Origin of the sequence: Roseateles hydrophilus (assembly GCF_026712245.1) — a bacterium.
Taxonomy (GTDB): Bacteria; Pseudomonadota; Gammaproteobacteria; order Burkholderiales; family Burkholderiaceae_C; genus Pelomonas; species Pelomonas hydrophilus.
Genome location: NZ_JAPPUY010000002.1, coordinates 762,740 through 785,003, shown reverse-complemented (window position 1 = coordinate 785,003; position 22,264 = coordinate 762,740). Strand labels below are relative to the sequence as shown.

The window sequence follows — 22,264 nt, the reverse complement described above, 5'->3', positions numbered from 1 at the left end:
CGCGGCCGGCACGGCCAGCTGCGACATGTCCCCACACCTTGCCGGCCTGCGGCTGCCCATTCCTCACGGCTTCACAGGAACATGCCGCCAGACGCCTCGACACGCTGGCCCGTGATCCAGCTCGCGCCTGGCCGCATCAGCGCCGCCGCCGCGCCACCGATGTCCTCGGCCTCGCCCACACGGCCCAGGGCCGTCAGCGACGCGACCATGCGGTTGAGCTCCGCGTTATCACGCACCGCGCCGCCGCCGAAGTCGGTCGCCACGGCACCCGGGGCCAGCGTGTTGACGCGGATGCCGCGCGCCGCCAGCTCGCGGGCCTGGTAGCGCGTCAGCACCTCCACACCGCCCTTCATGGCCGCGTAGGCGGCATAGCCCGGCAACGAGAAGCGCGCCAACCCGCTGGAGATGTTGAGCACGCGCGCCCCATCGGCCAGCAGCGGCAGCAGCGCCTGCGTCAGGAAGAACGGTGCCTTCAGGTGCACAGCCACCAGCGCATCAAACTGGGCCGGCGTGGTGTCGGCAAACGTCGCATGCACGCCCATGCCGGCGTTGTTGACCAAGCCATCCAGCCGCGTTGCGCCCCAGGCGGCCAGGCCCTGCGCCAGCGCGTCGACAAAGGCCGGGTAGGCCGCGACGTCGGCCACCTCCAGCCGCAGCGCCAACGCCCGCCGCCCGAGCGCCTGGATCTGCGCGGCGACCGCCTCGGCCGCGGCAGCCGCCTCGCGGTAGGTGAACACGATGTCGTGGCCCTCGCGGGCCAGGGCCAGCGCCATCTGCGCGCCCAGGCCGCGACTGCCGCCGGTGATCAAGGTGATGGGAGAGGTCATGTCAGGCTCCGTCTTGCGGTATTGAGAAGAGCCGCCAATCTATTGGCCGCCAACAAGCGCATAAAGTCCGCCCGATTGAATTGACTGTGCTTTGAATGGAAACCAATCTGGATCTGACCGCGCTGCGCGTCTTCCTGCAGGTGGCCGAACTGGCGCACTTCAGCCGCGCCGCGGACGAGCTGGGCCTGCCCAAGGGCCGCGTCAGCCAGATCGTGCGCGAGCTGGAGGCCCGCCTGGGCACACGGCTGTTCCAGCGCACGACGCGGCGCGTCAGCCTCACGTCCGACGGCGAGCTGCTGGCCGAGCGCGCGCGGGCGCTGCTGGCGGACGCAGGCGAGATCGAGGCGCTGTTCCAGCAGGACCAGCAGCTCGCCGGCCGCCTGCGCGTGGACCTGCCCGTGCGGCTGGCGCTGGACGTGGTGCTGCCCGCGCTGCCCGGCTTCCTGGCGACGCACCCGGCGCTGCAGGTGGAACTCAGCTGCACCGACCGGCGGGTGGACCTCGTCGAGGAAGGCTTCGACTGCGTGCTGCGCGTGGGCGCCGTACATGACCCCATGCTGGTGGCGCGGCCCGTGGGCGCGCTGCGCATGCTCAACCTCGCCAGCCCCGCCTACCTGGCCGCGCACGGCACGCCGCGCCACCCCGACGACCTGCTGACCCAGGGCCACATGCTGGTCCACTACAGCCAGACCTGGGCCGACCGCCGCCCGCGCTTCGACTGGGTGGACGCCGAGGGCCGCGCCCACAGCCTGGCCCTGCCGGCGCGCATCAGCGTCAACCACACGGACGCCTACGAAACCGCCGCACTGGCGGGCATGGGCCTCATCCAGGCCCCCTGCGTGGGCATGCGCGCCGCGCTGGCCCAGGGCCGGCTGGTGCGCGTGCTGCCCGGCTTCGAGCCCGCGCCGCTGCCGGTACGCCTGGTCATGAGCCAGCGCCGCCACACCCCGCGCCGCGTGCGCCTCTTCATGGACTGGCTGACGGCGCTGCTGCTGACCCATCTGGCCGACGACAATCCCGTCCCATCATGACCGACACCCTCACCCTCACCCGCCCCGACGACTGGCATCTGCATCTGCGCGACGAGGCGGCGCTGGCCAGCGTGCTGCCCTACACCGCGCGCCAGTTCGCCCGCGCCATCGTCATGCCCAACCTGCGCCCGCCCGTCACCACCGCCGCACAGGCCGTGGCCTACCGCGAGCGCATCCTGGCCGCACTGCCGGAAGGGTCCGACTTCCAGCCGCTGATGACCATGTACCTGACGGACAACACGCCGCCGGACGAGATCAAGCGCGCCAAGGACGCCGGCGTCGTGGCACTCAAGCTCTACCCCGCGGGCGCGACGACCAACAGCGATGCTGGCGTCACCGACATCCGCAAGACCTACGCAACGCTGGAGGCCATGCAGCGCGAAGGCCTGCTCTTCCTCGTGCACGGCGAGGTAACGGATGCCGACATCGACGTGTTCGACCGCGAGGCCGTGTTCGTCGACCGCGTGATGACGCCGCTGCGCGCGGCCATGCCCGAGCTGAAGGTGGTGTTCGAGCACATCACCACCAAAGAGGCCGCGCAGTACGTTACCGACAGCGACCGATTCACGGCAGCCACCATCACGCCGCAGCACCTGCTCTACAACCGCAACGCCATCTTCACCGGCGGCCTGCGACCGCACTACTACTGCCTGCCTGTGCTCAAGCGCGAGGAGCACCGCCAAGCCCTGCTGAAGGCGGCGGCCTCCGGGTTGCCGAAGTTCTTCCTCGGCACCGACAGCGCGCCCCACGCCGCGCAGCTGAAGGAGAACTCGGTCTGCGGCGCCGGCTGCTTCACCGCCGTGTCGGCGCTGGAGCTGTACGCCGAGGCCTTCGAGGCCATCGGCGCGCTGGACAAGCTGGACGCCTTCGCCGGCCACCACGGCCCCGATTTCTACGGCCTGCCGCGCAACACCGGCACCGTCACGCTCAAGCGCGAGACCTGGACGCTGCCCGAGAGCGTGCCCTTCGGCGAAGCCCAACTCAAGCCGCTGCGCGGCGGTGACACCCTGAACTGGAAGCTGGTCGCATGAATATGAAACCCCCACGCTCGCTTTGCTCACTGCCCCCCACAGGGGCGCATCAGCGCCTTCGGGCGGCCGGGCGGCGCTGATATGTCCGACAAGAAAGTTGCCTTCCTCGTCGACTTCGACAACGTCGCCACCGACGTCATCGAACAGGCGCTGAACATGGTGTTCAAGGACTACGGCACGGCCCACATCCGCCGTGCCTACTGCAATGCCGAGCAAGCCCACCACCAGCAGGCCTTCATGAAGCGCCTGGGCCTGCGCGCCATCGTCAATCTGGCCATCGGCAAGAACTCGACGGACATCGCGCTGGCTGCCGACGCGATGGACATCGCCATCACCGAGCGGCCCGACGTCATCGTGCTCGTGTCCTCGGACAGCGACTTCGCGCCGCTGGTGCTGCGCCTGCGCGAAAAAGGCGCCTGGCTGCGCGGCTTCGGCCAGTACGGCAAGACGGGCGACGGCGTCATCCAGATCTATGACCAGTTCAACGAACTGGCTCACGGCAGCGGCCGCAGCAACCGCGACGCCGCCCCGGCCAAGCCGGCCGGCGGTGGCCGGGGCCGTGGCCGCAACGGCGGCCGTGCCGGTGGCGCGCGCCCGGTGGCGGATGCGCCGCGCGGCAACGCCGCACCGCGCCCGCCGCGCACGGAGGTCAGCGCCCCCCTGCCCGCCCCGACCCTCGCGTCCGTCACGGCCGAGCTGGCGCTGGCGCCCGTTGCCGTGAGCGCCGCGCCGCTGGCCCATGAATCGGCGCCGCCGGTCGAGTTGGCGCCGGTGGTCGCCTCGCCTGCCGATGCGCTGGCCCCTGTCGCCGAACCGCCCGTTGCCAAGCCAGCCGGCAAGACGCCCGCCAAGCCCGCCGACAAACCCGCCGGTAAACGCGCGGGCCGCAGTGCCAAGGCCCAGCCGGCCGAGGCTCCAGCTGCCGCCACTGCGCCAGCAGACGCACCCGCCGCCAAGCCCAAGGCCGCCGCCCCGGCTGAGTCCACGCCGGCCGCCAAGCCTGCGGCACGCCCGGCCGCCAAGGCGGCGGCCACGCCGGATGACCCGCAGGTCGCCGCTGCCAAAGAAATCAACGCCGTGCTGGCGCTGCTGCCCAAGCTCATCGACGGCCAGTGGCACGACCTGGGCGCCGCCGCCAAGGTGCTGAAGGATGCTGGCCTGCTGGCCAAGTCGGCGCCAGCCACCAAGCTGTTCCGCAAACACGCGCACGCCTTCGAGCTGCAGCCCGAGAAGCAGCCCAACCGCGTGCGCTTCGCCACTTGAAGCTCGCGCCGGACTGGGCCGCGCCCTGGTTCGCGCCCTACCGCGAGGCGGCCGCGCCGGTGTTGCAGCGGCTCAGCGAAGGCCTGCCGGTGCACGCCGCCCTGGGCCACCCGCGCTTCGAGCCCGAGGGGCCGCGCGCCACCGGCTACGAGCAGCACGTGGCCGCCACCGGCCGCGTGCCCACGCGGCACAACGCGCACGACCTGTTCAACGGCCTGGTGTGGCTGCGCTGCCCGGCCTTCAAGGCGGCACTCAACCGGGCGCACCAGCTCGCGCCGCCGGCCCCGCCCGGCCGGCGCGGCCCGCTGCGCGATGCACTCACGCTGCTGGACGAAAGCGGCCTGCTGCTGACTGCCCCGGCGCCGCTGCGCGAGGCCTTGCTGGCGCGCGACTGGGCCACGCTGTTCATCACCCAGCGCGCGCTGTGGCAGCACGCCCAGCTGCTGGTGGTGGGCCATGCGCTGCTGGAGAAGCTGCTGCACCCGCGCAAGCCGCTGTGCGCGCGCGTGCTGTTCGTCAACGACGTGCAAGCCCCTGACCTGCCGCAAGACCTGACCCCCGCCGCGCTGCCGCCACTGCCAGTGCTGGGCATCCCCGGCTGGTGGGCGCCCAATGCATCACACGAGTTCTACGCGGATGACCACGTCTTCCGCCAACCCAGGCTAGCATCGGCGCCCACTGCGGGAGGCTGTGCTTGCTGATGAAGTCCTGTTTGAAGCCCTTGCTGGCCCTGGCCATGGCGAGCCTGCTTGGCCTGGCGGGCGCACAGACCCGCACGGCCCCGCCGCCGGCTGCCGCGTCGCCAGCGTCCGCGCCCTCGGCCCAGCAAGCGCCGGCCGTGTCGGCCAGCGCGCGCCGCCTCTATGAGCGCAGCAAGAGCCAGCTGCTGCAGATCCGCACCCTGCTCAAGACGCAGGACAGCCAGGCATCGGTGGGCTCGGGCTTCCTGGTCAGCGACGATGGCCACATCGTCACGAACTACCACGTCATCAGCCAGTTCGCGCTCGAGCCCGACAGCTACCGGCTGCGCTACGCCACCACCGACGGCCAGAGCGGCGCGCTGGAACTGCTGGACTTCGACGCCCGCCGCGACCTGGCGCTGCTGCGCGCGGTGGACGACGGCAAGGCCCCTGGCCTCAAGGGCCGCGGAGCGCTGGCTTTTCGCCCCGTGCAGCAGCCGCTGGCCAAGGGCGAGCGCATCTACTCCATGGGCAACCCGCATGACGTGGCCTTTGCCGTCGTCGAGGGCAACTACAACGGCCTGGTGGACCGCAGCTTCGACCCGCTGATCTACTACGCTGGCGGCATCAACCCGGGCATGAGCGGCGGCCCGGTGCTGGACGAGGATGGCCTGGTCGTCGGCGTCAACGTGTCCGGCATGATGTTTTCGCAGCAGGTCAGCTTCCTGGTGCCCGGCGAGTTCGCCGAAAGCCTGGTCAAGCGCAGCCTGGGCGCCAAGCCCATCCGCACAGCGGCCTGGAGCCGCCTGCGCGATCAGTTGACGCGTTACCAGGACGAGTTGGTCTCACGCTTCCTCGCCCTGCCCTGGCAGAGCGCCAACCATGACCGCTACCGCCTGCCGGTGCCGCAGCAGCAGTTCATGCGCTGCTGGGGCCGCAGCACGCCGGCCGACTCCAAGGGACTGGACTTCGAGCGCTCGCAGTGCCGCATGGACCACGCCATCTTCGTCAGCGGCAACCTGCAGACCGGCTGGCTGGACATGTCGCACGAGGCCTACGACGGCGACAAACTGGGCGCGTTGCGCTTCGCGCGGCAGTACTCGGCCAGCTTTCGCAACGAGCGCCTCGGCAGCCCCGACAAGATGCGTACCGGCGCCTTCTGCAAGGAGCGCTTCGTGGACCGCGAGGGTCTACCGCTGCGCGCCGTCGTGTGCCTGCGCGCCTACCGCAAGCTGGAGGGGCTGCACGACCTCACCGTCCTCGTGACCACGGTGGACGCGCCCACGCAGGGCGCGCTGGGCCGCTTCGACGCCCGCGGCGTCAGCTTCGACAACGCGCTCAAGCTCGCAGCGCACTACCTGGAGGGCTTCGCGTGGACGACCGCCAAGGCCAAGTGATGCCCGCTGCCGTCGTCGAGCTGCTGGGGCGCGACGGCCGCGTGGCGCTGGTGCAGCGCGTGACGCAATGGCCCGTGCGCATCGGGCGCTCGCCCGACTGCGACGTGGTGCTGGACGACCCGCACCTCGCGGCCCACCACGCCGAACTGAACGCCGACACCGAGGGTCGCCCCCGCCTGCGGCTGCTGCCGACCCGCAACGGTGGCAGCCTTGGCGGCCGCCGCCTGGCCGCGGGCGACGAGGCCGCCCTGCCGCCTGGTGGCGTCTTCCAGCTGGCCGGCAGCACGTTGCGGCTGCGCACCAGCGCCGATGCGCTCCCGCCCGAACAGTTGCTGGTCGTGCAACCCGTGCGCCACTGGGCGCTGCTGCCGCTGTTGCTGGCCGCGATGCTGTTCTTCCAGTGGGTGGACCGCTGGAGCGCGCTGGACGCCGACGCGCGCTGGATCCAATACGCCTGGCCACTGCTGGGCCCGCTGGCTTTCGTGCTGGGCTGGGCGGGCCTGTGGTCGCTGGCCAGCCAGATCTTCCAGCACCGCTTCCCGTTCAAGACCCATCTGCGCCGCGCGCTGCTGGTCATCGTCGCGCTGCAGGCGCTGGAATGGCTGCTGCCCGCCCTTGCCTACGCACTCTCGCTGCCGCGCCTGATGGCGCTGGACGCACTGGCGCTGCCGGTGGCGGGCTCGGCGCTCGTCGCCTGGCATGCGCAGCTGGTGTGGCCGGGCGCGCGCCGCACGCTGAACCTGGGCGTCGCGGCGCTGTTGCTGCTGGGCCTGGGCCTGCAGGTCGGCGGGCGGCTGGAGCACCAGCATTTCTTCGGCCCGCCCTACTTGGCCACGCTGCCGCCACCGGCACTGCGCGTGGCCACGCCCCAACCGGCCGGCGCGCTGATCGATTCACTGCGGCCGCTGCAGGCCGAGTTGCAGCGCCAGGCGCGCAAGGACAACGAGGGCGCTGACGGGGACGACGAAGACTAGGTCGGCGCCTGAGCGCAGGTGCCGCGTTGTCGTCGCTGAGTGGTTCGCAGCGGGTGCCGTCAGCGCCGGGCGGTTTGCAGCGCGCGCCACACCAAGCCGGCTGCCAGCGTCGCCCCCGCGGCCGTCAAGTGGATGCGATCCTGGCCATCGTGGGCAAGCATGAACAGCGCCTGAGCACGCTGCGGCCCGAGTCGTTCGATCTCGGCGCCCATCAACTGGCCGAGGGGCAACAGCGGCAGTTGCATCACACGGGCCAGCGCCTGCATCTGATCGGCGAAACGCTCGAACTCGTAGACCCAGGACGCGCCTGCAAAACGCCAAGACGCCACCGGCGTGCAGAGCCACGGGCGCGCGCCCCGCGCCAGGGCCTCTTCCGCCAGACGCTGAAGACTGGGCCGGTAGCTGGCTTCTGGCGAGGCGCCGCGGATGGCATCGACATGACCGAACTGCATCAGCACGATGCCGCCCCGTGGCAGGCTGGCGCGCACGGACGGCCACTCACGCGCGAGGAACTCGCTGCTGCTGCGCCCCGGCCATGCTCGATTGCGCACCGTGATCCCAGGCGGCGCCATCTCGGCAAGCTTGCGGCCCCAGCCCATCATGGCGCAGTGTTCGCTGGGCCAGCGGGCCACCGTCGAATCGCCGATCAGCGTGATGGTCGTCGCGCCATCGCCGAGACCACCAGCCCTCGCGCTCCCCAGCCAAGCTGGCCCGGCGCCCAACGCGCCCAAGCACATCGAGCGGGCCCATGCCCGACGGTTCATGACGTCACCACGGCCCTGCGCTGCGCACGGCCGCTTGCGCGCTGGCGCAGCCAGCCCACCATGGGCAGCTCAACCTTGTGCCCGATCCACCATGAACCCACCACAGCCACCGTCACCGCGAACGCAAAGACCACGGCTTCAGGCAAGCTGCGGTAGATGCCGGCCTTGGCCAGCAAAATCAGCGCGATGTTGATCAGCAGGCAATGGGCCAGGTACAACGAGTAGGACACAGCCCCCAACCTGGCCAGCAAGGGCGGCGCCTTCATGCCGCCGCTGCGTTCCAAGTTGACCATGACGAAAAGCAGCGCCGCTGATGCCAGCCCGAGCAGCACGCGCCCAGCCGCACCATGCGCCACGACGAAGCCCAGGTGCTCGAGCGCCGCCGCAGCGGCGAACGCCAACACTGCAGCGCCCAGCAGCCAGCGACGCGGCCGCAACTGCCACCTCAGCGCCGCAAACGCGGTGACGATGCCGAACAGAAACTGAGCGCAATGCGCGCTCAGCGTGCTGTGCACCCAGGGCGTGAACGACGCGGGCAGCCATTGCGCGGCCGCAACGAGCACCGCGACACCCCACATCACATAGGCTGTGAACCCGACCACGCGGTGCAACAGCAGCAGGCAGAACGTCGCATAGAACATCACCTCGTACTGCAGCGACCAGGCGACTCCGACATAGGCAGGCTCGCCGTGCCCGATCAACAGCAGCAGGGTGCCCGGGAGCTGGTCTGCCGCCAACTCCACCAAGGGCTGCCGCCCTGCGAGCAACCGCGTGGCCGCCGACAACGCGATGGACAGCAGCAGGACAAACCAGTAGATCGGGAACACCCGCACAAAGCGCTTCCACAGATAGCTGCGCAGATGGGCGGTGCCGCTGCCAAGCTCCTTGTGGTGAACGAAGGTGATGATGAACCCGCTGAGCACGAAGAAAAAATCGACACCGACGTAGCCCCAGTCGAAGACACCTTGCAAGCCGACGTGGCCGCTGAAGTGGTCGACACGCATCAAGTGGGTCGCGTGCATGAGGACCACGGCCAGTGCGGCGATCGCTCGGGAGGCTTCAATGAGGGTCAGGCGCATGGAACAGCGAGCTTGAACAGGCGTCGATCGGGTGGTCAGGTTGGCAAGAAGCCATCCACGGAAAGATAACGCTCGCCCGTGTCGTAGTTGAAGCCCAGCACCCTTGCTCCGGGGGGCAGCTCGGGGAGCTTCTGCGCGATGGCGGCCAGCGTGGCGCCGCTGGAGATGCCCACCAGCAGGCCTTCCTCGCGGGCGCTGCGGCGGGCGTATTCACGCGCGGCCTCGGCCTCGACCTGGATGACACCATCCAGCAGGCCGGTGTCCAGCACGCCGGGCACGAAGCCCGCGCCGATGCCCTGGATAGGGTGCGGGCTGGGCTGGCCGCCGCTGAGCACGGGCGACGCCGTGGGCTCCACCGCATAGACCTTCAGCTGTGGCCAGGCGCGTTTGAGGACCTGCGCGCAGCCGGTGATGTGGCCGCCGGTGCCCACGCCGGTGATGAGGGCGTCCAGACCGTCGGGGAAGTCGCGCAGGATCTCCTGTGCCGTCGTTTTCACATGCACGGCCGGGTTGGCCCCGTTCTCGAACTGCTGCGGCATCCACGAGCCGGGGTGCTGCTCCAGCAGTTCCTTGGCGCGCGCGATGGCGCCCTTCATGCCCTTCTCTCGCGGGGTCAGGTCGAAGCTGGCACCGTAGGCCAGCATCAGCCGGCGGCGCTCGATGCTCATGCTGTCGGGCATCACGAGGATGAGCTTGTAGCCCTTGACGGCGGCCACCATGGCCAGGCCCACGCCGGTGTTGCCCGAGGTCGGTTCGATGATGGTGCCGCCGGGCTTGAGCAGGCCCTGCGCCTCGGCGTCTTCCACCATGGCCAGCGCGATGCGGTCCTTGATGGAGCCTCCCGGGTTGCTGCGCTCGGACTTCACCCACACCTGGGCATCGCCGAACAGGCGCTGCAGGCGGATGTGGGGCGTGTTGCCGATGGTGTCGAGGACGCTGTGGGCCTTCATGCGGGTCTCCTGTCGGTTGTGCGGGGATAATCGCAAGTGTGAAGCAAGCCAGACCGCCGCTGGGGCAATCTCGGAAACGAGGCCCTGGAGGAAGGTCCGGACTGCATAGAGCGGCGTAGCAGCTAACGGCTGCCCGGCGAAAGCCGAGGATCAGAGCAACAGAGACGAGTCGATGACGGGTCCGTCGTCGGGTGTTCTATACGGCAACCGCGCAAGCGGTTGTGACGCACGGCGCAAGCCGGGCGGCGCCGGGCGCAAGCCCGAGCCGGATAGCCACCCGATGGCGGGCAAAGCCCGCCATCGGGTGAAACGGGCAATCTCTACGCGCAGCAACACCAAGTAGGCCAGCGTTGATGCGGCTCGCAGAGCTGGCGGGTAGGTGGCACCGAGCCGGGCAGTGATGTCCGGCCCAGAGGAATGGCGGTCACGCCGGGGGCGACCCCGGTGCACAGAATCCGGCCTATCGGCTTGCTTCACTCTTTCGTGCGGACGAGGACTGGGACCGGGTCCTTACACTGGCCGCTGGGCGCAACCCGCGCCGCCCCGCCCGTCTACCGACCGCTCCCCCGATGAATCCTGATGCCAGCCGCCTCTGGCGCGCGCCCCGCTGGGCCTTGGCCGTGCTGCTGGCCTGTTTGGCCATGGTCGGGCCCTTCTCCATCGACACCTACCTGCCGGCGTTCTCCGGCATCGCCAAGGCGCTGGACGCGACGCCGGTGCAGATGCAGCAGACACTGTCGAGCTACCTGTTCGGCTTCGCGCTGATGAACCTGTTCCACGGCGCGTTGTCGGACTGCTTCGGCCGCCGGCCCGTCGTGCTCATCGGGCTGGCCGTGTTCACCGGCGCCAGCCTGGGCTGCGCGCTGGCCGGCAGCATCGGCCAGCTGGTGTTCTGGCGCACGGTGCAGGGCATGTCGGCGGGCGCCGGCATCGTGGTGTCGCGGGCCATCATCCGCGACATGTTCCCGCCCGCCGATGCGCAGCGGGTGATGTCGCAGGTGACGCTGTTCTTCGGCGTGGCGCCCGCCATCGCGCCGATGGTGGGCGGCTTTCTGTTCGTGCACGCTGACTGGCACTCGATCTTCTGGTTCCTCACGGCCGTCGGTGCGGCGCTGTTCGTCTCCAACTGGCGGCTGCTGCCCGAGACGCTGCACACCAACATGCGCCAGCCCTTCCAGGTCGGCGCGCTGATGCGCGACTACTGGCGGCTGTGCAGCAGCCCCAAGTTCATGATGCTCGTGCTGGCCAGCGGCATCCCGTTCAACGGCATGTTCCTGTACGTGCTGGCCACGCCGGTGTTCCTGGGCGAGCACCTGCACTTCGAGGCGATGCAGTTCTTCTGGTTCTTCCTGTGCACCATCGGCGGCATCATGGCCGGTGCAGCGGTCAGCGGCCGGTTGGCCGGCAAGATGAGCCCGAAGCGCCAGATCATGCGGGGCTTCCGCATCATGGTGGCGGTGTCGGCGGTCAACATCACGTTGAACCTGTTCGCCCCGCTCAGCGCCTGGTGGGCGCTGCCGCTGATCGGCTTGTTCTCGTTCGGCTGGGCCATGATGGTGCCGGTGGTCACGCTGCTCGTGCTGGACCAGGTGCCCGAGCGTCGCGGCATGGCCTCGTCGCTGCAGGCCAGCATCGGCTCGGCAGCGAACGGTCTGGTCGCCGGCCTGCTGGTGCCGCTGGTCATGCACTCCACCGTGGCCCTGGCCGTCGCGTCGGCGACGATGATGGCCGTGGGCCTGGCGGCCTGGTACGGCGTCAGGCGCTCCGTCGCCGGCTGACCATCAAGGCCAGCACCGCCCCGATGCCGAACAGTGCCCAGCTGGCCGGCTCGGGCACGGCCTGCACCGCGGCCTGCGCCGACACGCTGGCGTCGAAGCTGACGATGTGGGCGTCGGGGTCGAAGGCGGCGCTGGTCGGGTCTACCGTGCTCAGCAGGTAGTGCAGCCGCACCTCGCCGTCGAGGCGGCCGCGGGCGGCGGCGTCCAGCCGGAACTCGCCGAGCCCGGTGCCCAGCAGCGCGTCATAGCCCTCTGACAGGCTGGCCTGCGGCGCCAGCACGAGCAGGCCGCGCGGCCCCAGCAGGTCGACATAGCTGCCGAACGATGACAGCGGCGGCAACGAGAACTCGGTGCCGGTGATGACGAGGTAGTTGTCCGCGTCATCGTTGTGCAGCGTGAAGCCCCAACCGGCGGTCTGGCCGGGCTGCGCCGCGAGCACGCCGGGCGTGAGCGTCAACACGGCCGCATGCGCAGTGGTTGCCAGCAGTGAAGCGCCAGCGGCGGCGAGCAGTTTGAAGATGTTCGTCATGAGAATCAGCCTGAAGGGGATCAGCGGAATTGGTTGGTGCGGCTGATGGTCAGCGCGGGCGAGCCCTTGGCGGGGTCGCCATGCCAGCCGTTGGCCGCGTGGAAGGGGGCGTCGACCGCGAAGGTGGCCAGCGCGGGGCAGCCGGTGAAGTCGATGCTGACGCCGGTGCTGACCGAGGCGCCGGCCGCGATGTCGCCCAGCGGCACGGGGAAGGCGGTGCGCACGACCGGCGCACAGGCTGCGCCGCCGGTCTGGCGCAGCGACAGGCCGGCCAGCCGCACGCCGTGGGCCGTGCCAGGCCCCGCGTTGCTGAAGGCCAGCGTCCACACCCGCGCGTTCTGCGTACCCGCCTTGGCCGTGATGCTGCCGCTCAGGGCGGCGCCGGGCAGGCGCGACGGGTCGACGATGCCCCAGTAGGCCGGCTTGGCCTTGAGGGCCGTGTCAAACAGCAGCGGCGCCTCGGCGCGCGAACCACTGCTCAGCCAGGTGTGGTTGTCGGCCTGGCCCCAGATGGTGACCGAGTCGATCAGCCCGCCCAACTGGCGGAAGGTGTTGAAGTAGTTGCGCCAGGCGTAGCCCAGCTGGGCATGCACGGCGGGCGGGATGTCCTCGTAGGTGGCGTAGAACGGCCCGTTGTCGCTGATCTTGATGTCCATCTCGGTCACCTGCTGCGAGATGCCGGGGAAGGCCGACGCCAGCGAGCGCACCATGTGGCCCACCACCACCGGCGTGGGATAGCCCAGCGAGATGTGCATCTGGTGGCCGATCCCGTCGATGGGCACGCCGCGCGCCTTCATGCCCGCCACCAGCTTGTGCAGGCAGGCGAGCTTGGGCACATCGGTGGTGCTGTAGTCGTTGTAGTAGAGCTTGACATGGGCCGGCAGCAGCGCGCGGGCGGTGCGGAAGGCGGTGTCGATGAAGTCCGTGCCGGTCAGCAGATACCAGTTGCTGCGCCGCATGCAGTCGGGCTGGGCGGGGTCGATGACCTCATTGGCCACGTCCCAGGCGTAGAAGCTGCCGACGTGCGGCGCAAAGTGGTTGAGCACGGCCGTGATGTGCTCCACCTCGCGCTGCAGCACCAGCGCCTTGGCGGCCGGGGACGGCGTCAGCGGCTGGCCGCTGGCGTCCTGGAACACCCAGGCCGGCACCTGCTCATGCCACACCAGCGTGTGGCCGCGCAGCTTCATGCCACGCGCCTTGGCGAAGGCGACCTGCGCGTCCGCATTGGCCCACGTGAACACGCCGGGCTGGGCCTGCAGCGCGCTCCACTTCATCTCGTTCTCGGCCACCAGGCTGTTGAAGTGCTTGGTGACGAGGTCTCCCTGCACGCCCGACAGCCCGCCGGTGTAGCCGATGGTGCCCACCGGGAACCAGGCGGCCTGGCTCTGCGCCAGCGACGGCAGGCCGGGCTCGATGCTGGGCGGCGCCACATAGCTGATCTGCACATCGTCCAGCAGCAGCGGCTGCGTGTCGCCGGTCTCCGCGTAGAGCGTCAGCCGGGTGTTGGCCAGCGCCACCGGGTAGGTGCCCTGCAAGCGCACCCACGCGCCCGAGCCCACCGTCGTGCTGTTGACGACGGTGTGATAGGTCGTGAGGCTGCCGGCGTCCCGCTGCAGGCTGATGCGGGCCTGAGCCGTCGCGCTGCCGGCGCTGGCCGGCAGCTTGACCCAGGCGCTGATGCGGTAGGTCGAGCCGTTGAACATCACCGACGTGACGTCATAGGCCGGGCCGGCCCAGCTGCCGGCGCGGCCGGTGGCCAGCAGGGCCTGGCTGCCGCCATGGGCGCTCTCGGTCGTGGTGGCCACGGTCGCGCCACGGCCGAACCAGCCCTGCGTGCCGGCCTCGAAGTTGCTCGACAAGCCACTGGTGTTGGGCGGCAGGCCCGGCGGGCCGGACACCAGCGACACCGTCACATCGTCCAGGTGATACGGCGCCGTCGCGCTGGCGGACTCCACATACAGCACCAGGCTGCTGGGCGCGGGCTCGGCGAAGGCGTACAGGCCGGTGATCTGCGTCCAGCCGCCATCGGTCACCCCGGCGGCGGCACTGGTGGCCACGCTGTCGTAGCTTGTCGAGCCGCCTGCGGTGCGCTGCATGGACAAGCGCACCTGTGTGGCCGGCGTGCCGGCGGGCAGACGCACCCAGGCACTGATCTGGTAGGTGGCGTCGGGCACCAGCTTGCCCGTGAGGTTCAGGGCCGGGCCGTTGAAGGTGGCCGTGCGACCGGTGGTCAGCAGGCTGCGGCTGCCCGAGCGGGCGGCGGCGGCGCTGTTGGTCAGCGTGACATTGCCAAACGGCGTCCAGCCCTGTGTCGTGCCATCTTCCCAGGTGGCCTGCACAACCTGGGCGCCGGCCGACGCCCCGCACAAGCCCAACAGCAGCGCGCCCAGCGCCCGCCATGATGTGTTCCAGCTCCGCATGTCTCCGTCCTTGGTTGTACGTCTGCCGAACCGGCAGCTTGTTGTTTGCGCATTGTTAGCGCAACCATTTCAATGTATTGAAGAGACTGCGTCGGCGTGAAGCATGGTTTACGCGGATGTTCTCCACAGACATTGCCCTTGATTGATAGCGCTACACAACCCAACTCACTCAAGCTGCCGCCCTCGTGGCCGAAATCTGGAGGATGAACATGAAGAAGCCGCTGACCGTCGCGGCGTGCCTGCTCGCCCTGGCCGCCCAGGCACAGCAAGACGCCAAGGAACCCGTGGACGTGCTGCGCCAGCGGCTGGCCGAACGCCTGGCCACCAAGCCGGAGGGCACAACCACCGCCAAGCCCGCTCGCCCGGCAGCGCGCACGCCCGCCAAGGTGGCGCCGCATGCGGCGGCCGCCCATGCGCACTGGGGCTACACCGGCGAGGTCGGCCCCGACCGCTGGGCCGAGCTGTCGCCGGACAACAAGCTCTGCGCCGTCGGCACGCGGCAAAGCCCCATCGACATCCGCGACGGCATCGCCGTGGACCTGGAGCCCATCGCCTTCGACTACCGGCCCAGCGGCTTCTCGGTGCTGGACAACGGCCACACGGTGCAGGTCAACGTGGCCGCCGGCAACGGCCTCACGGTGATGGGGCGGCGCTATGAGCTGGTGCAGTTCCACTTCCACCGCCCGGCCGAAGAGCGCATCAGCGGCAAGCAGTTCGACATGGTGGCCCACCTGGTCCACCGCGATGCCCAAGGACGGCTGGCCGTGGTGGCGGTGCTGCTGGAGCGCGGCGCCGACGACAAGCCGCAGCCCGTGCTGCAGTCGGTATGGGCCAACCTGCCGCTGGAGAAACACGAGGCGCTGCAGGCGCAGGTGCAGATCGACCTGAACCAGTTGCTGCCCGAACAGCGCAGCTACTACACCTACATGGGCTCGCTGACCACGCCACCCTGCAGCGAAGGCGTGCTGTGGATGGTGATGCGCCAGCCGGTGTCCGTGACGCAGCAGCAGATCGGCGTGTTTGCGCGGCTGTACCCGATGAACGCGCGGCCGCTGCAAGCCGGTTCAGGCCGGCTGATCAAGCAATCGCAGTGAGGCGCCGGCGCGGCGTCGTGAACTAGGCCGACCCGCGGCCCGTGCGGCGCGCGCCGGACAGCCAGTCGTGCAGCGTCGCGAACAGCTGTTCAGCGACGACGGGCTTGGCCACGTGGTCGTCCATGCCCGCCTCCAGGCAGCGCTGGCGTTCCTCGTCGAAGGCGTTGGCCGTCATCGCCAGGATGGGCAGCTCGGCGCCCTGCGGCAGCCGGCGGATGGCGCGCGTCGCGTCCAGGCCGTCCATGACCGGCATCTGCACATCCATCAGCACCAGCGCGTAGTTGCCACTGCTCACCATGTCGACGGCCTGGCGGCCATCGGCGGCCACATCCACCGGCAGGCCGGCGCTGCCGATCAGCGCCACGGCCACCTCCTGGTTCACCGCGTTGTCCTCGGCCAGCAGGATGCGCAGCGGCCGGCTGCGCGCCAGCTCCGCCAGACGCTCGCGCGCCGAGTGCGGCCGCGGCGCGGCGACCGGCGCCGGCAACGCGGGCCCCAGGGCCGGCAGGGTCAACGCAAACCAGAACCGGCTGCCCTGCCCCAGCTCGCTGTCCACACCCACGCGGCCATCCATCAACTCCGCCAGCCGGCGGCAGATGGCCAGGCCCAGGCCGGTGCCGCCATAGCGGCGCGTGGTGGAGCTGTCGGCCTGCTCGAAGTCGCGGAACAGGCGCGTCTGGGCCTCGGCCGAGATGCCGATGCCGCTGTCCTGCACCTCAAAGCGCAGCGGCAGCGACAGCCCATCGGTCGGCCCTTCCAGGCGCACAGCCAGGCGCACGAAGCCGCTCTCGGTGAACTTGACGGCATTGCCGGCAAAGTTGAGCAGCACCTCGGCGATGCGCTGCGGGTCGCCCAGCAGCGTGCGGCCGCTGAGCTCGGGCGCGATGTCGGTCTCCACGCGCAAGCGCTTGGCTGCGGCGGACTGGGCCGTCATGTTGACGATGTTGTCCAGCACCTGGTCGACCGTGAACGGGCGGCGCTCCAGCAGCAACTTGCCGGCCTCGATCTTGGAGAAGTCGAGCACGTTGTTGATGACGCTCAGCAGGTGCTCGGCGGCGTTGGCCACCTTCTGCAGCCGCGTCTGCTGCGCGGGCTCGACCGCATCGCTCTGCGCGAGGTAGGTCAGGCCGATGATGGCGTTCATGGGTGTGCGGATCTCATGGCTCATGTTGGCCAGGAAGGCGCTCTTGGCACGGCTGGCAGACTGGGCGGCCTCCGTCACCTCGGCCAGTTCGGCCGTGCGGGCCTCCACCAGCTCTTCCAGGTGATGGCGGTAACGCTCCAGCTCCAGCGCGTCGCGGCGCTCGCGCGAGATGTCGGTCAGAAAGCCATGCCACAGCACCCCACCATCGGCCTCGCGGCGCGGAATGGCGTTGCCGTAGATCCAGCGCTCGCCACCGTCAGGCTGGGGCGTGCGGAACTCCTGCTGCCAGGGGCTCAGCGACCGCCCCGACGCCAGCAGCCCTTCGCGCACCTGGGCACGGTCGTCGGCATGGATGCAGTCGAACCACGGCGAGGCGCTGCGGCCGAGCTCGGCGCTGCCCACCGGGAAGTACTCGCGCACGGCCTCGCTGACGTAGGCGAAGGAGAACTCGCCACCGGCCGCCAACCGCAGCTGGAAAACCACACCGGGCACCGTCTCGGCCATGCCGCGCAGGCGCTCGATCAGCGCCAGCTGCTCCTCGAACTGGCGCTGCAGCGCCGCCCGCATGTGCTCCAGATGGCCGCCCAGCTGGCCGATCTCGTCATGCCGCGCCAGCTGCAACTTGGCATTGAAGCGCCCCTGCGCCAGGTCGTTGGCAAAGCCGCCCAGCTCACGCAGCGGCCGGAACAGCCGCGAGTTCAGCAACCACAGCACCAGCGCCAACGACACCAGCAACTGCCCGCCCACGGTCGCGCCGTACAGCAGGCGCTGGCGCTGCAGCGCGGCGCGGCTGAGGTGGTCGTCGATCTCGATCTGGATGCTGCCGATGCGTGTGGCGCCGCGCATCACGTCGCGCTCGCCGGTCAGCGTCTGGCCGCGGCGCCGCTCGGGCAGCTCGCTCTCAATGAACGGCACCCCCTGCGAGGCATCGCTGATGCTGACGCGCACCACCTCGGGCGACTTGACGATGGCCGACACCACCTCGCGCGCAGCCACGGCGTCCAGGTTCCACAGCAGCTCGGGCAGGCTTGACGCCAGCACGTCCAGTTTGGCGTCGACTTCGCGCTGCAGCGCCTGCTCGGAGACCTGCGACTCCCGCAGCCCGATGAACAAGCCGCCCACGATGAGCGCAGGCAGCAGCAGGCCGATGCTGGCGCCCAGCGCCAGCACGGCAAACAGCGAGGAATAGGGCTTGCGGGTCAAGATGAGTCAGGCAGACGCACAAGCGGGTTGGGAGGAACATGCCGCGCCGACGCGCGGCGCAGCAGCCGGTCGCATGGGCGGATCAGCCCTTGCCCAGCAACTGGGGCTTGAGCGAGCTGTCCACCGGCTTGTCGCCCAGCCAGATCTTCAGCACCGCGTTGTAGAAAGCGATGTCCTTCATGGGCTCACCGATGGGCTTGCCGTTGTAGGACATGACGGTGCCGGTGCCCGGCACCCAATCCACGGAGATCAGGTCGCCCTTCTTGCCCGTCGAAATGCTGACGAAGGCATCGCCGAACTGAGCGAGCTGGTTGACGAACTTGGAGCGCTCGGCCTTGTCGGTGTTGGCGGTGATGCCAGCCAAGAAGGCCTGCCCCAACTCATCACCGGTCACTTCGCGCAACAGGCCCAGCGTGAAACGGCGCGGCCCCTCGCTGGCCAGCACCTCGGCCGGCGTGTCCTTCTTCTCCGGCAGGTACAGCACCAGCGCATACACCTTGACGACGATGCGCGTGCGCACGCCGGCGCCATTGACCTTGAGCTCCTTGCCTCCCACCTTGACGGTGTCGTCGAACTTCAGGCCGCCCACCTCAAGCGCCTGCGCCGCACCGGCTGCGCCGATCACCAGTCCCAGGCCGGCAATCCACCGCTTGGCATGCATCTTCATCGCTGTCTCCTTGGTCGAGTAATGGGGTAGGGGCTCGCTCAGCGCGAGGCCTCAAGCTGGAACAGGCTGACCACTTCTTCGAGGCCTTGGGCCTGAGCACGCAACGAATCGGCGGCAGCAGCGGCCTGCTCCACCAGAGCGGCGTTCTGCTGGGTGCTCTTGTCCATGTCGTGGATGGTATGCGTGACCCGCTCGATGCCAGTGCTCTGCTCAGCGCTGGCGTGCGTGATCTCGCCCATGATGTCGGTCATGCGTTGCACGCTGGCCACCACGCCCTGCATGGTGGTGCCGGCCTTGGCCACGAGCTCGCTGCCCAGCGCCACCTTCTCGACCGAGTCGCCGATGAGGCGCTTGATCTCCTTGGCGGCCTCGGCGCTGCGGCCGGCCAGCGAGCGCACTTCGCCGGCCACCACCGCAAAACCGCGCCCCTGCTCACCGGCGCGGGCGGCTTCCACCGCAGCATTCAGCGCCAGGATGTTGGTCTGGAACGCAATGCCATCGATGACGCTGATGATGTCCACGATCTTCTTGCTGGACGCATCGATGCTGCCCATGGTGGTGACCACCTGATCAACCACCGAGCCGCCCTCGGCCGCCACGGTGGACGCTGCCTGTGCCAGCTGGTTGGCCTGCTGCGCGTTCTGCGCGTTTTGCTGCACTGCGTCGGTCAGCGTCTTCATGGCCGACAGCGTCTGCTCCAGCGATGCGGCCTGCGCCTCGGTGCGCACCGACAGGTCCAGGTTGCCGCTGGCAATCTCGCTGGACGCCGAGGCGATGGACTCCGTCCCCTCACGCACGCGGCCGACGATGCCCTTGAGGCTCTCGTTCATCTCCGACAACGCCGCCAGCAACTCGCCCGTCTCATCGCGGCCGCGCACCTCGATCTGGCTGGTCAGGTTGCCTGAGGCCACCTTGCGGGCCAGGCTCACGGCACCGCGCAGCGGCACCACGATGCCGCGCGTGATCAGCACGCCGGTCAGCACGCTCGCCGCCACGGCGGCCACCGCCAGCGCCGCCAGCAACAGCTTGGTCTTGTCGGCCACGCGGTTGGACTGCAGCCCGGCCTCATCCATCGCGGCATTGCGCAGCTCCACCAGCTTGTCCAGCGACGCGATGTAGCGGGCCTGGGCCGCGCGCACCGAGAACTGGTACTTCAGCGGCGCGCCCTCGGTATCGCCCGAAGCCACCGTCTTCACGAACGCCACCTGGGCCGGCAGGAACTTTGCCCGCGCCTCCCTGACGGCCTTCATCGCCTCGATGCCGGCTTCGTCGGTCAGCAGCGGCTCCAGCTCGGCCATGGTCTTCTCGTGCGAAGCCATCAACGTAGCGACGTTGTCCAACTCCTTCTTGATCTGCTCCTCGCCCGTCATGATGAGCGTCGTCATCATGCTGCGCGACGCATCCCCCACCTCGGCCTTGGCGCGGTTGGCCAGGGCCACCGTCTTGTAATCCTTGCCGACGAGCTGCGTGATCTCGCCATTGAGCGACTGAATGCCGACATAGCCCAGCACAGCCATGGCGACCAGGCAGGCAATGACGACGGCAAAGCCCGCCATCAGCCGCTGCCCGATGCGCATGTTGGACAAGAAGTTCATGGAACCTGCCTCAGGTGAAAGAAAGGGCGGCCAACTGCAGCGAGATCCACAGGCCTCAAGCCGACCGCTGCAAACGGTTGGAAATTTCATCAGAAATGCTTGCGCCCGCACATTCTGAGCGGTGCATCCGCGCGACGCCGCCGTGATTTGTGCGGCAAAACCCTCGCACATGCGGTGCTATTCCACAGCCGTGCGCGCCCGCTGATTCCGGGGGGTGCGCATCGCGCGTCACGAGATCGTCACACCGCCGCCAGAGCATGCGCGGTTTCGCCCACCTCTGTCCGCACCCTCGCCATGAAGCCCACCCGCCTGTTCCACGCCCTGAGTGCCGCCCTCGCCTTCTCGCTGGGCGCCAGCACCGCCGGGGCGGCCAGCCTGCTCGACAACGCCCAGCAACTGTGGGGCGTCACCCATGCCGGCACGCCCGCAGGTTTCCTGTCCGAGATCGTCGCCTTTGACGCCACGACCAAAACGCTGTGGGTCTCCGGCGTCAGCGGTGTCAACGTGCTGGACGCCCGCACCGGCGCGTCGCTGAGCTTCATCGACACCCGCGCCTGGGGTTCCATCAACAGCGTGGCCATCAAGAACGGCGTGGCCGCCTTCGCCATCGAGGCCAGCGACCGCACCCAGCCGGGCCTCGTGCAGCTGTACGACACCACCAGCCGCAGCCTGCTCGCCGGCACCAACAACATCACCGTCGGCGCCCTGCCCGACATGCTGACCTTCACGCCGGATGGCAGCCGCCTGCTGGTGGCCAACGAAGGCACGCCCAGCACCTATGGCGCCCGCATCGGCACCAGCGTGCCGCAGGTGTTCGGCAGCAGCGCCAATGATCCGGTCGGCAGCGTCAGCATCATCGACGTCGCCAGCCGCACGGTCACGGCCACCGCGACGCTGGCCGGCGTGGCCCAAACCGGCAGCCACATCCGCACCGGCACGGGCATGGACTTCGAGCCCGAGTACATCACCGTCAACAAGGCTGGCACGCAGGCCTACGTCAGCCTGCAGGAAGCCAACGCCATGGGCGTGCTGGACCTGCAAAGCGGCCAGTTCACCAAGGTCGTGGGCCTGGGCGCCAAGGACTTCTCGCAGGCCGCCAATGCCATCGACACCAGCAACAACGGCACGGTCAGCTTCCAGACCGTCGCCGCCAAGGGCCTGTACATGCCCGACGGCATGGCGAGCTTCCAGTCCGGCAGCAAGACCTATGTCGTGATGGCCAACGAGGGCGACTTCCGCGAGGACGACAAGGACCGCGTCACCGGCAAATCGCTGGGCGCCACGGGCGTGCTCGATCCGCTGCGCGTCTCCGCCACGGACTCGTCGGCTGGCGACCTCTACGCCGCCGGCGCCCGCTCCTTCTCCATCCGCGATGCCGACGGCAACCTCGTCTACGACAGCGGCAACATCCTGGACGTGCAGGCCAACCTGGCCGGCCTCTACAACGATGGCCGCAGCCGCGACAAGGGCGTGGAGCCCGAGGGCGTGTCGCTGCTGGAGATCGGCGGCAAGACCTTCGCCTTCATCGGCCTGGAGCGCACGACGACCGGCACCGTCGCGGTGTTCGACATTGACGTCAACGACCCCAGCAAGACCAGCTTCGTGCGCCTGCTGACCATGAACGGTGCCATCGCCCCCGAAGGCCTGACCGCCTTCACGATGGACGGCATGCACTACCTGGCCGTGTCGGCCGAAGGCGCTGACGGCTTGAATGCCGGCACCGCGCTGTTCGCACTGGCGCCGGTGCCCGAGCCCAGCACCTATGCGCTGCTGCTGGGCGGCCTGGGCCTCATCGGCGCCGTGGCGCGCCGCCGCAACGCGTGAGCAGCCTGACACCA

At 69.5% G+C, this 22,264-nt stretch carries 17 protein-coding genes, 1 other RNA gene and 2 pseudogenes; 11 read left to right on the top strand and 9 right to left on the bottom strand.

The annotated features are described in order from the left end of the window. Window positions 1–71: 71 nt before the first annotated feature. Complete coding sequence (locus NYO99_RS10695; RefSeq protein WP_268167166.1) at window positions 72–827, bottom strand: SDR family NAD(P)-dependent oxidoreductase; 756 nt, start codon at window positions 825–827, stop codon at window positions 72–74. A 95-nt stretch (window positions 828–922) separates the two neighbouring features. On the opposite strand from NYO99_RS10695, the gene NYO99_RS10690 reads away from it, so the two are divergent. The 6 genes from NYO99_RS10690 (at window position 923) to NYO99_RS10665 (ending at window position 7,203) form a co-directional block, all read left to right on the top strand. Further along, window positions 923–1,858, top strand: a complete 936-nt coding sequence (locus NYO99_RS10690) for a LysR family transcriptional regulator (RefSeq protein WP_268167165.1) — start codon at window positions 923–925, stop codon at window positions 1,856–1,858. Continuing rightward, window positions 1,855–2,889 carry a dihydroorotase gene (pyrC, locus tag NYO99_RS10685; protein WP_268167164.1) on the top strand — a complete coding sequence of 345 codons (1,035 nt, stop codon included), beginning with the start codon at window positions 1,855–1,857 and terminating at the stop codon, window positions 2,887–2,889. The genes NYO99_RS10690 and pyrC overlap by 4 nt, the downstream gene beginning before the upstream one ends. An 81-nt stretch (window positions 2,890–2,970) precedes the next feature. Next, window positions 2,971–4,152, top strand: coding sequence for an NYN domain-containing protein (locus tag NYO99_RS10680; RefSeq protein WP_268167163.1), 1,182 nt, complete (start codon window positions 2,971–2,973; stop codon window positions 4,150–4,152). Further along, window positions 4,149–4,853, top strand: coding sequence for a DUF3025 domain-containing protein (locus tag NYO99_RS10675; protein WP_268167162.1), 705 nt, complete (start codon window positions 4,149–4,151; stop codon window positions 4,851–4,853). The genes NYO99_RS10680 and NYO99_RS10675 overlap by 4 nt, the downstream gene beginning before the upstream one ends. Beyond that, window positions 4,853–6,229, top strand: a complete 1,377-nt coding sequence (locus NYO99_RS10670; protein WP_268167161.1) for a S1 family peptidase — start codon at window positions 4,853–4,855, stop codon at window positions 6,227–6,229. Before NYO99_RS10675 ends, NYO99_RS10670 begins: the two co-directional genes overlap by 1 nt. After that, complete coding sequence (locus tag NYO99_RS10665) at window positions 6,205–7,203, top strand: FHA domain-containing protein (RefSeq protein ID WP_268167160.1); 999 nt, start codon at window positions 6,205–6,207, stop codon at window positions 7,201–7,203. Before NYO99_RS10670 ends, NYO99_RS10665 begins: the two co-directional genes overlap by 25 nt. Window positions 7,204–7,262: 59 nt before the next feature. Here the strand turns inward: NYO99_RS10665 and NYO99_RS10660 are convergent, their stop codons facing one another. Genes NYO99_RS10660 through cysK form a run of 3 tightly spaced genes read right to left on the bottom strand, consistent with a single transcriptional unit; the run spans window position 7,263 to window position 9,996 of the window. Next, entirely contained in the window at window positions 7,263–7,940 is a 678-nt protein-coding gene (locus NYO99_RS10660) for a GDSL-type esterase/lipase family protein (RefSeq protein WP_268167375.1), read from the bottom strand. Window positions 7,941–7,963: 23 nt separating this feature from the next. Then, on the bottom strand, window positions 7,964–9,046 hold the full coding sequence (locus tag NYO99_RS10655; protein ID WP_268167159.1) for an acyltransferase family protein: 1,083 nt from the start codon (window positions 9,044–9,046) through the stop codon (window positions 7,964–7,966). 35 nt (window positions 9,047–9,081) lie between these two features. Then, window positions 9,082–9,996 (bottom strand): cysteine synthase A, encoded by a 915-nt coding sequence (cysK, locus tag NYO99_RS10650; RefSeq protein ID WP_268167158.1) that lies wholly within the window; start codon window positions 9,994–9,996, stop codon window positions 9,082–9,084. 40 nt (window positions 9,997–10,036) lie between these two features. On the opposite strand from cysK, the gene rnpB reads away from it, so the two are divergent. Together rnpB and NYO99_RS10640 are read left to right on the top strand one after the other, a co-directional pair. After that, window positions 10,037–10,475: RNase P RNA component class A (gene rnpB, locus NYO99_RS10645), an RNA gene on the top strand. 90 nt (window positions 10,476–10,565) lie between these two features. Beyond that, a complete protein-coding gene (locus tag NYO99_RS10640) occupies window positions 10,566–11,774 on the top strand; it encodes a multidrug effflux MFS transporter (RefSeq protein ID WP_268167157.1) in 1,209 nt (402 codons plus the stop codon). Here the strand turns inward: NYO99_RS10640 and NYO99_RS10635 are convergent. Together NYO99_RS10635 and NYO99_RS10630 are read right to left on the bottom strand one after the other, a co-directional pair. Beyond that, window positions 11,752–12,303: a PEP-CTERM sorting domain-containing protein gene (locus NYO99_RS10635; protein ID WP_268167156.1), complete on the bottom strand. Its 552-nt coding sequence runs from the start codon at window positions 12,301–12,303 to the stop codon at window positions 11,752–11,754. The genes NYO99_RS10640 and NYO99_RS10635 overlap by 23 nt on opposite strands. A 20-nt stretch (window positions 12,304–12,323) precedes the next feature. Beyond that, the gene (locus NYO99_RS10630) at window positions 12,324–14,723 is read right to left on the bottom strand and encodes an endo-1,4-beta-xylanase (RefSeq protein WP_268167155.1); all 2,400 of its coding nucleotides are present in this window, start codon (window positions 14,721–14,723) and stop codon (window positions 12,324–12,326) included. A gap of 209 nt (window positions 14,724–14,932) precedes the next feature. Here NYO99_RS10630 and NYO99_RS10625 point away from each other — a divergent pair, with 209 nt between their 5' ends. Further along, entirely contained in the window at window positions 14,933–15,817 is an 885-nt protein-coding gene (locus NYO99_RS10625; protein ID WP_268167154.1) for a carbonic anhydrase, read from the top strand. A 22-nt stretch (window positions 15,818–15,839) separates the two neighbouring features. On the opposite strand, the gene NYO99_RS10620 is transcribed toward NYO99_RS10625, so the two are convergent. The 3 genes from NYO99_RS10620 to NYO99_RS10610 all read right to left on the bottom strand — a co-directional run bounded on the left by NYO99_RS10620 (window position 15,840) and on the right by NYO99_RS10610 (window position 20,426). After that, window positions 15,840–18,164 (bottom strand): ATP-binding protein, encoded by a 2,325-nt coding sequence (locus tag NYO99_RS10620; protein WP_268167153.1) that lies wholly within the window; start codon window positions 18,162–18,164, stop codon window positions 15,840–15,842. 82 nt (window positions 18,165–18,246) lie between these two features. Next, a complete protein-coding gene (locus NYO99_RS10615; protein ID WP_268167152.1) occupies window positions 18,247–18,831 on the bottom strand; it encodes a chalcone isomerase family protein in 585 nt (194 codons plus the stop codon). Window positions 18,832–18,869: 38 nt separating this feature from the next. Then, a complete protein-coding gene (locus NYO99_RS10610; protein ID WP_268167151.1) occupies window positions 18,870–20,426 on the bottom strand; it encodes a methyl-accepting chemotaxis protein in 1,557 nt (518 codons plus the stop codon). Window positions 20,427–20,720: 294 nt separating this feature from the next. On the opposite strand from NYO99_RS10610, the pseudogene NYO99_RS10605 reads away from it, so the two are divergent. Together NYO99_RS10605 and NYO99_RS21370 are read left to right on the top strand one after the other, a co-directional pair. Further along, window positions 20,721–22,109 (top strand): annotated as a pseudogene (locus NYO99_RS10605) (choice-of-anchor I family protein); the annotation flags it as partial. A gap of 30 nt (window positions 22,110–22,139) precedes the next feature. Further along, window positions 22,140–22,250, top strand: a pseudogene (locus NYO99_RS21370) (PEPxxWA-CTERM sorting domain-containing protein); the annotation flags it as partial. Window positions 22,251–22,264 lie beyond the last annotated feature (14 nt).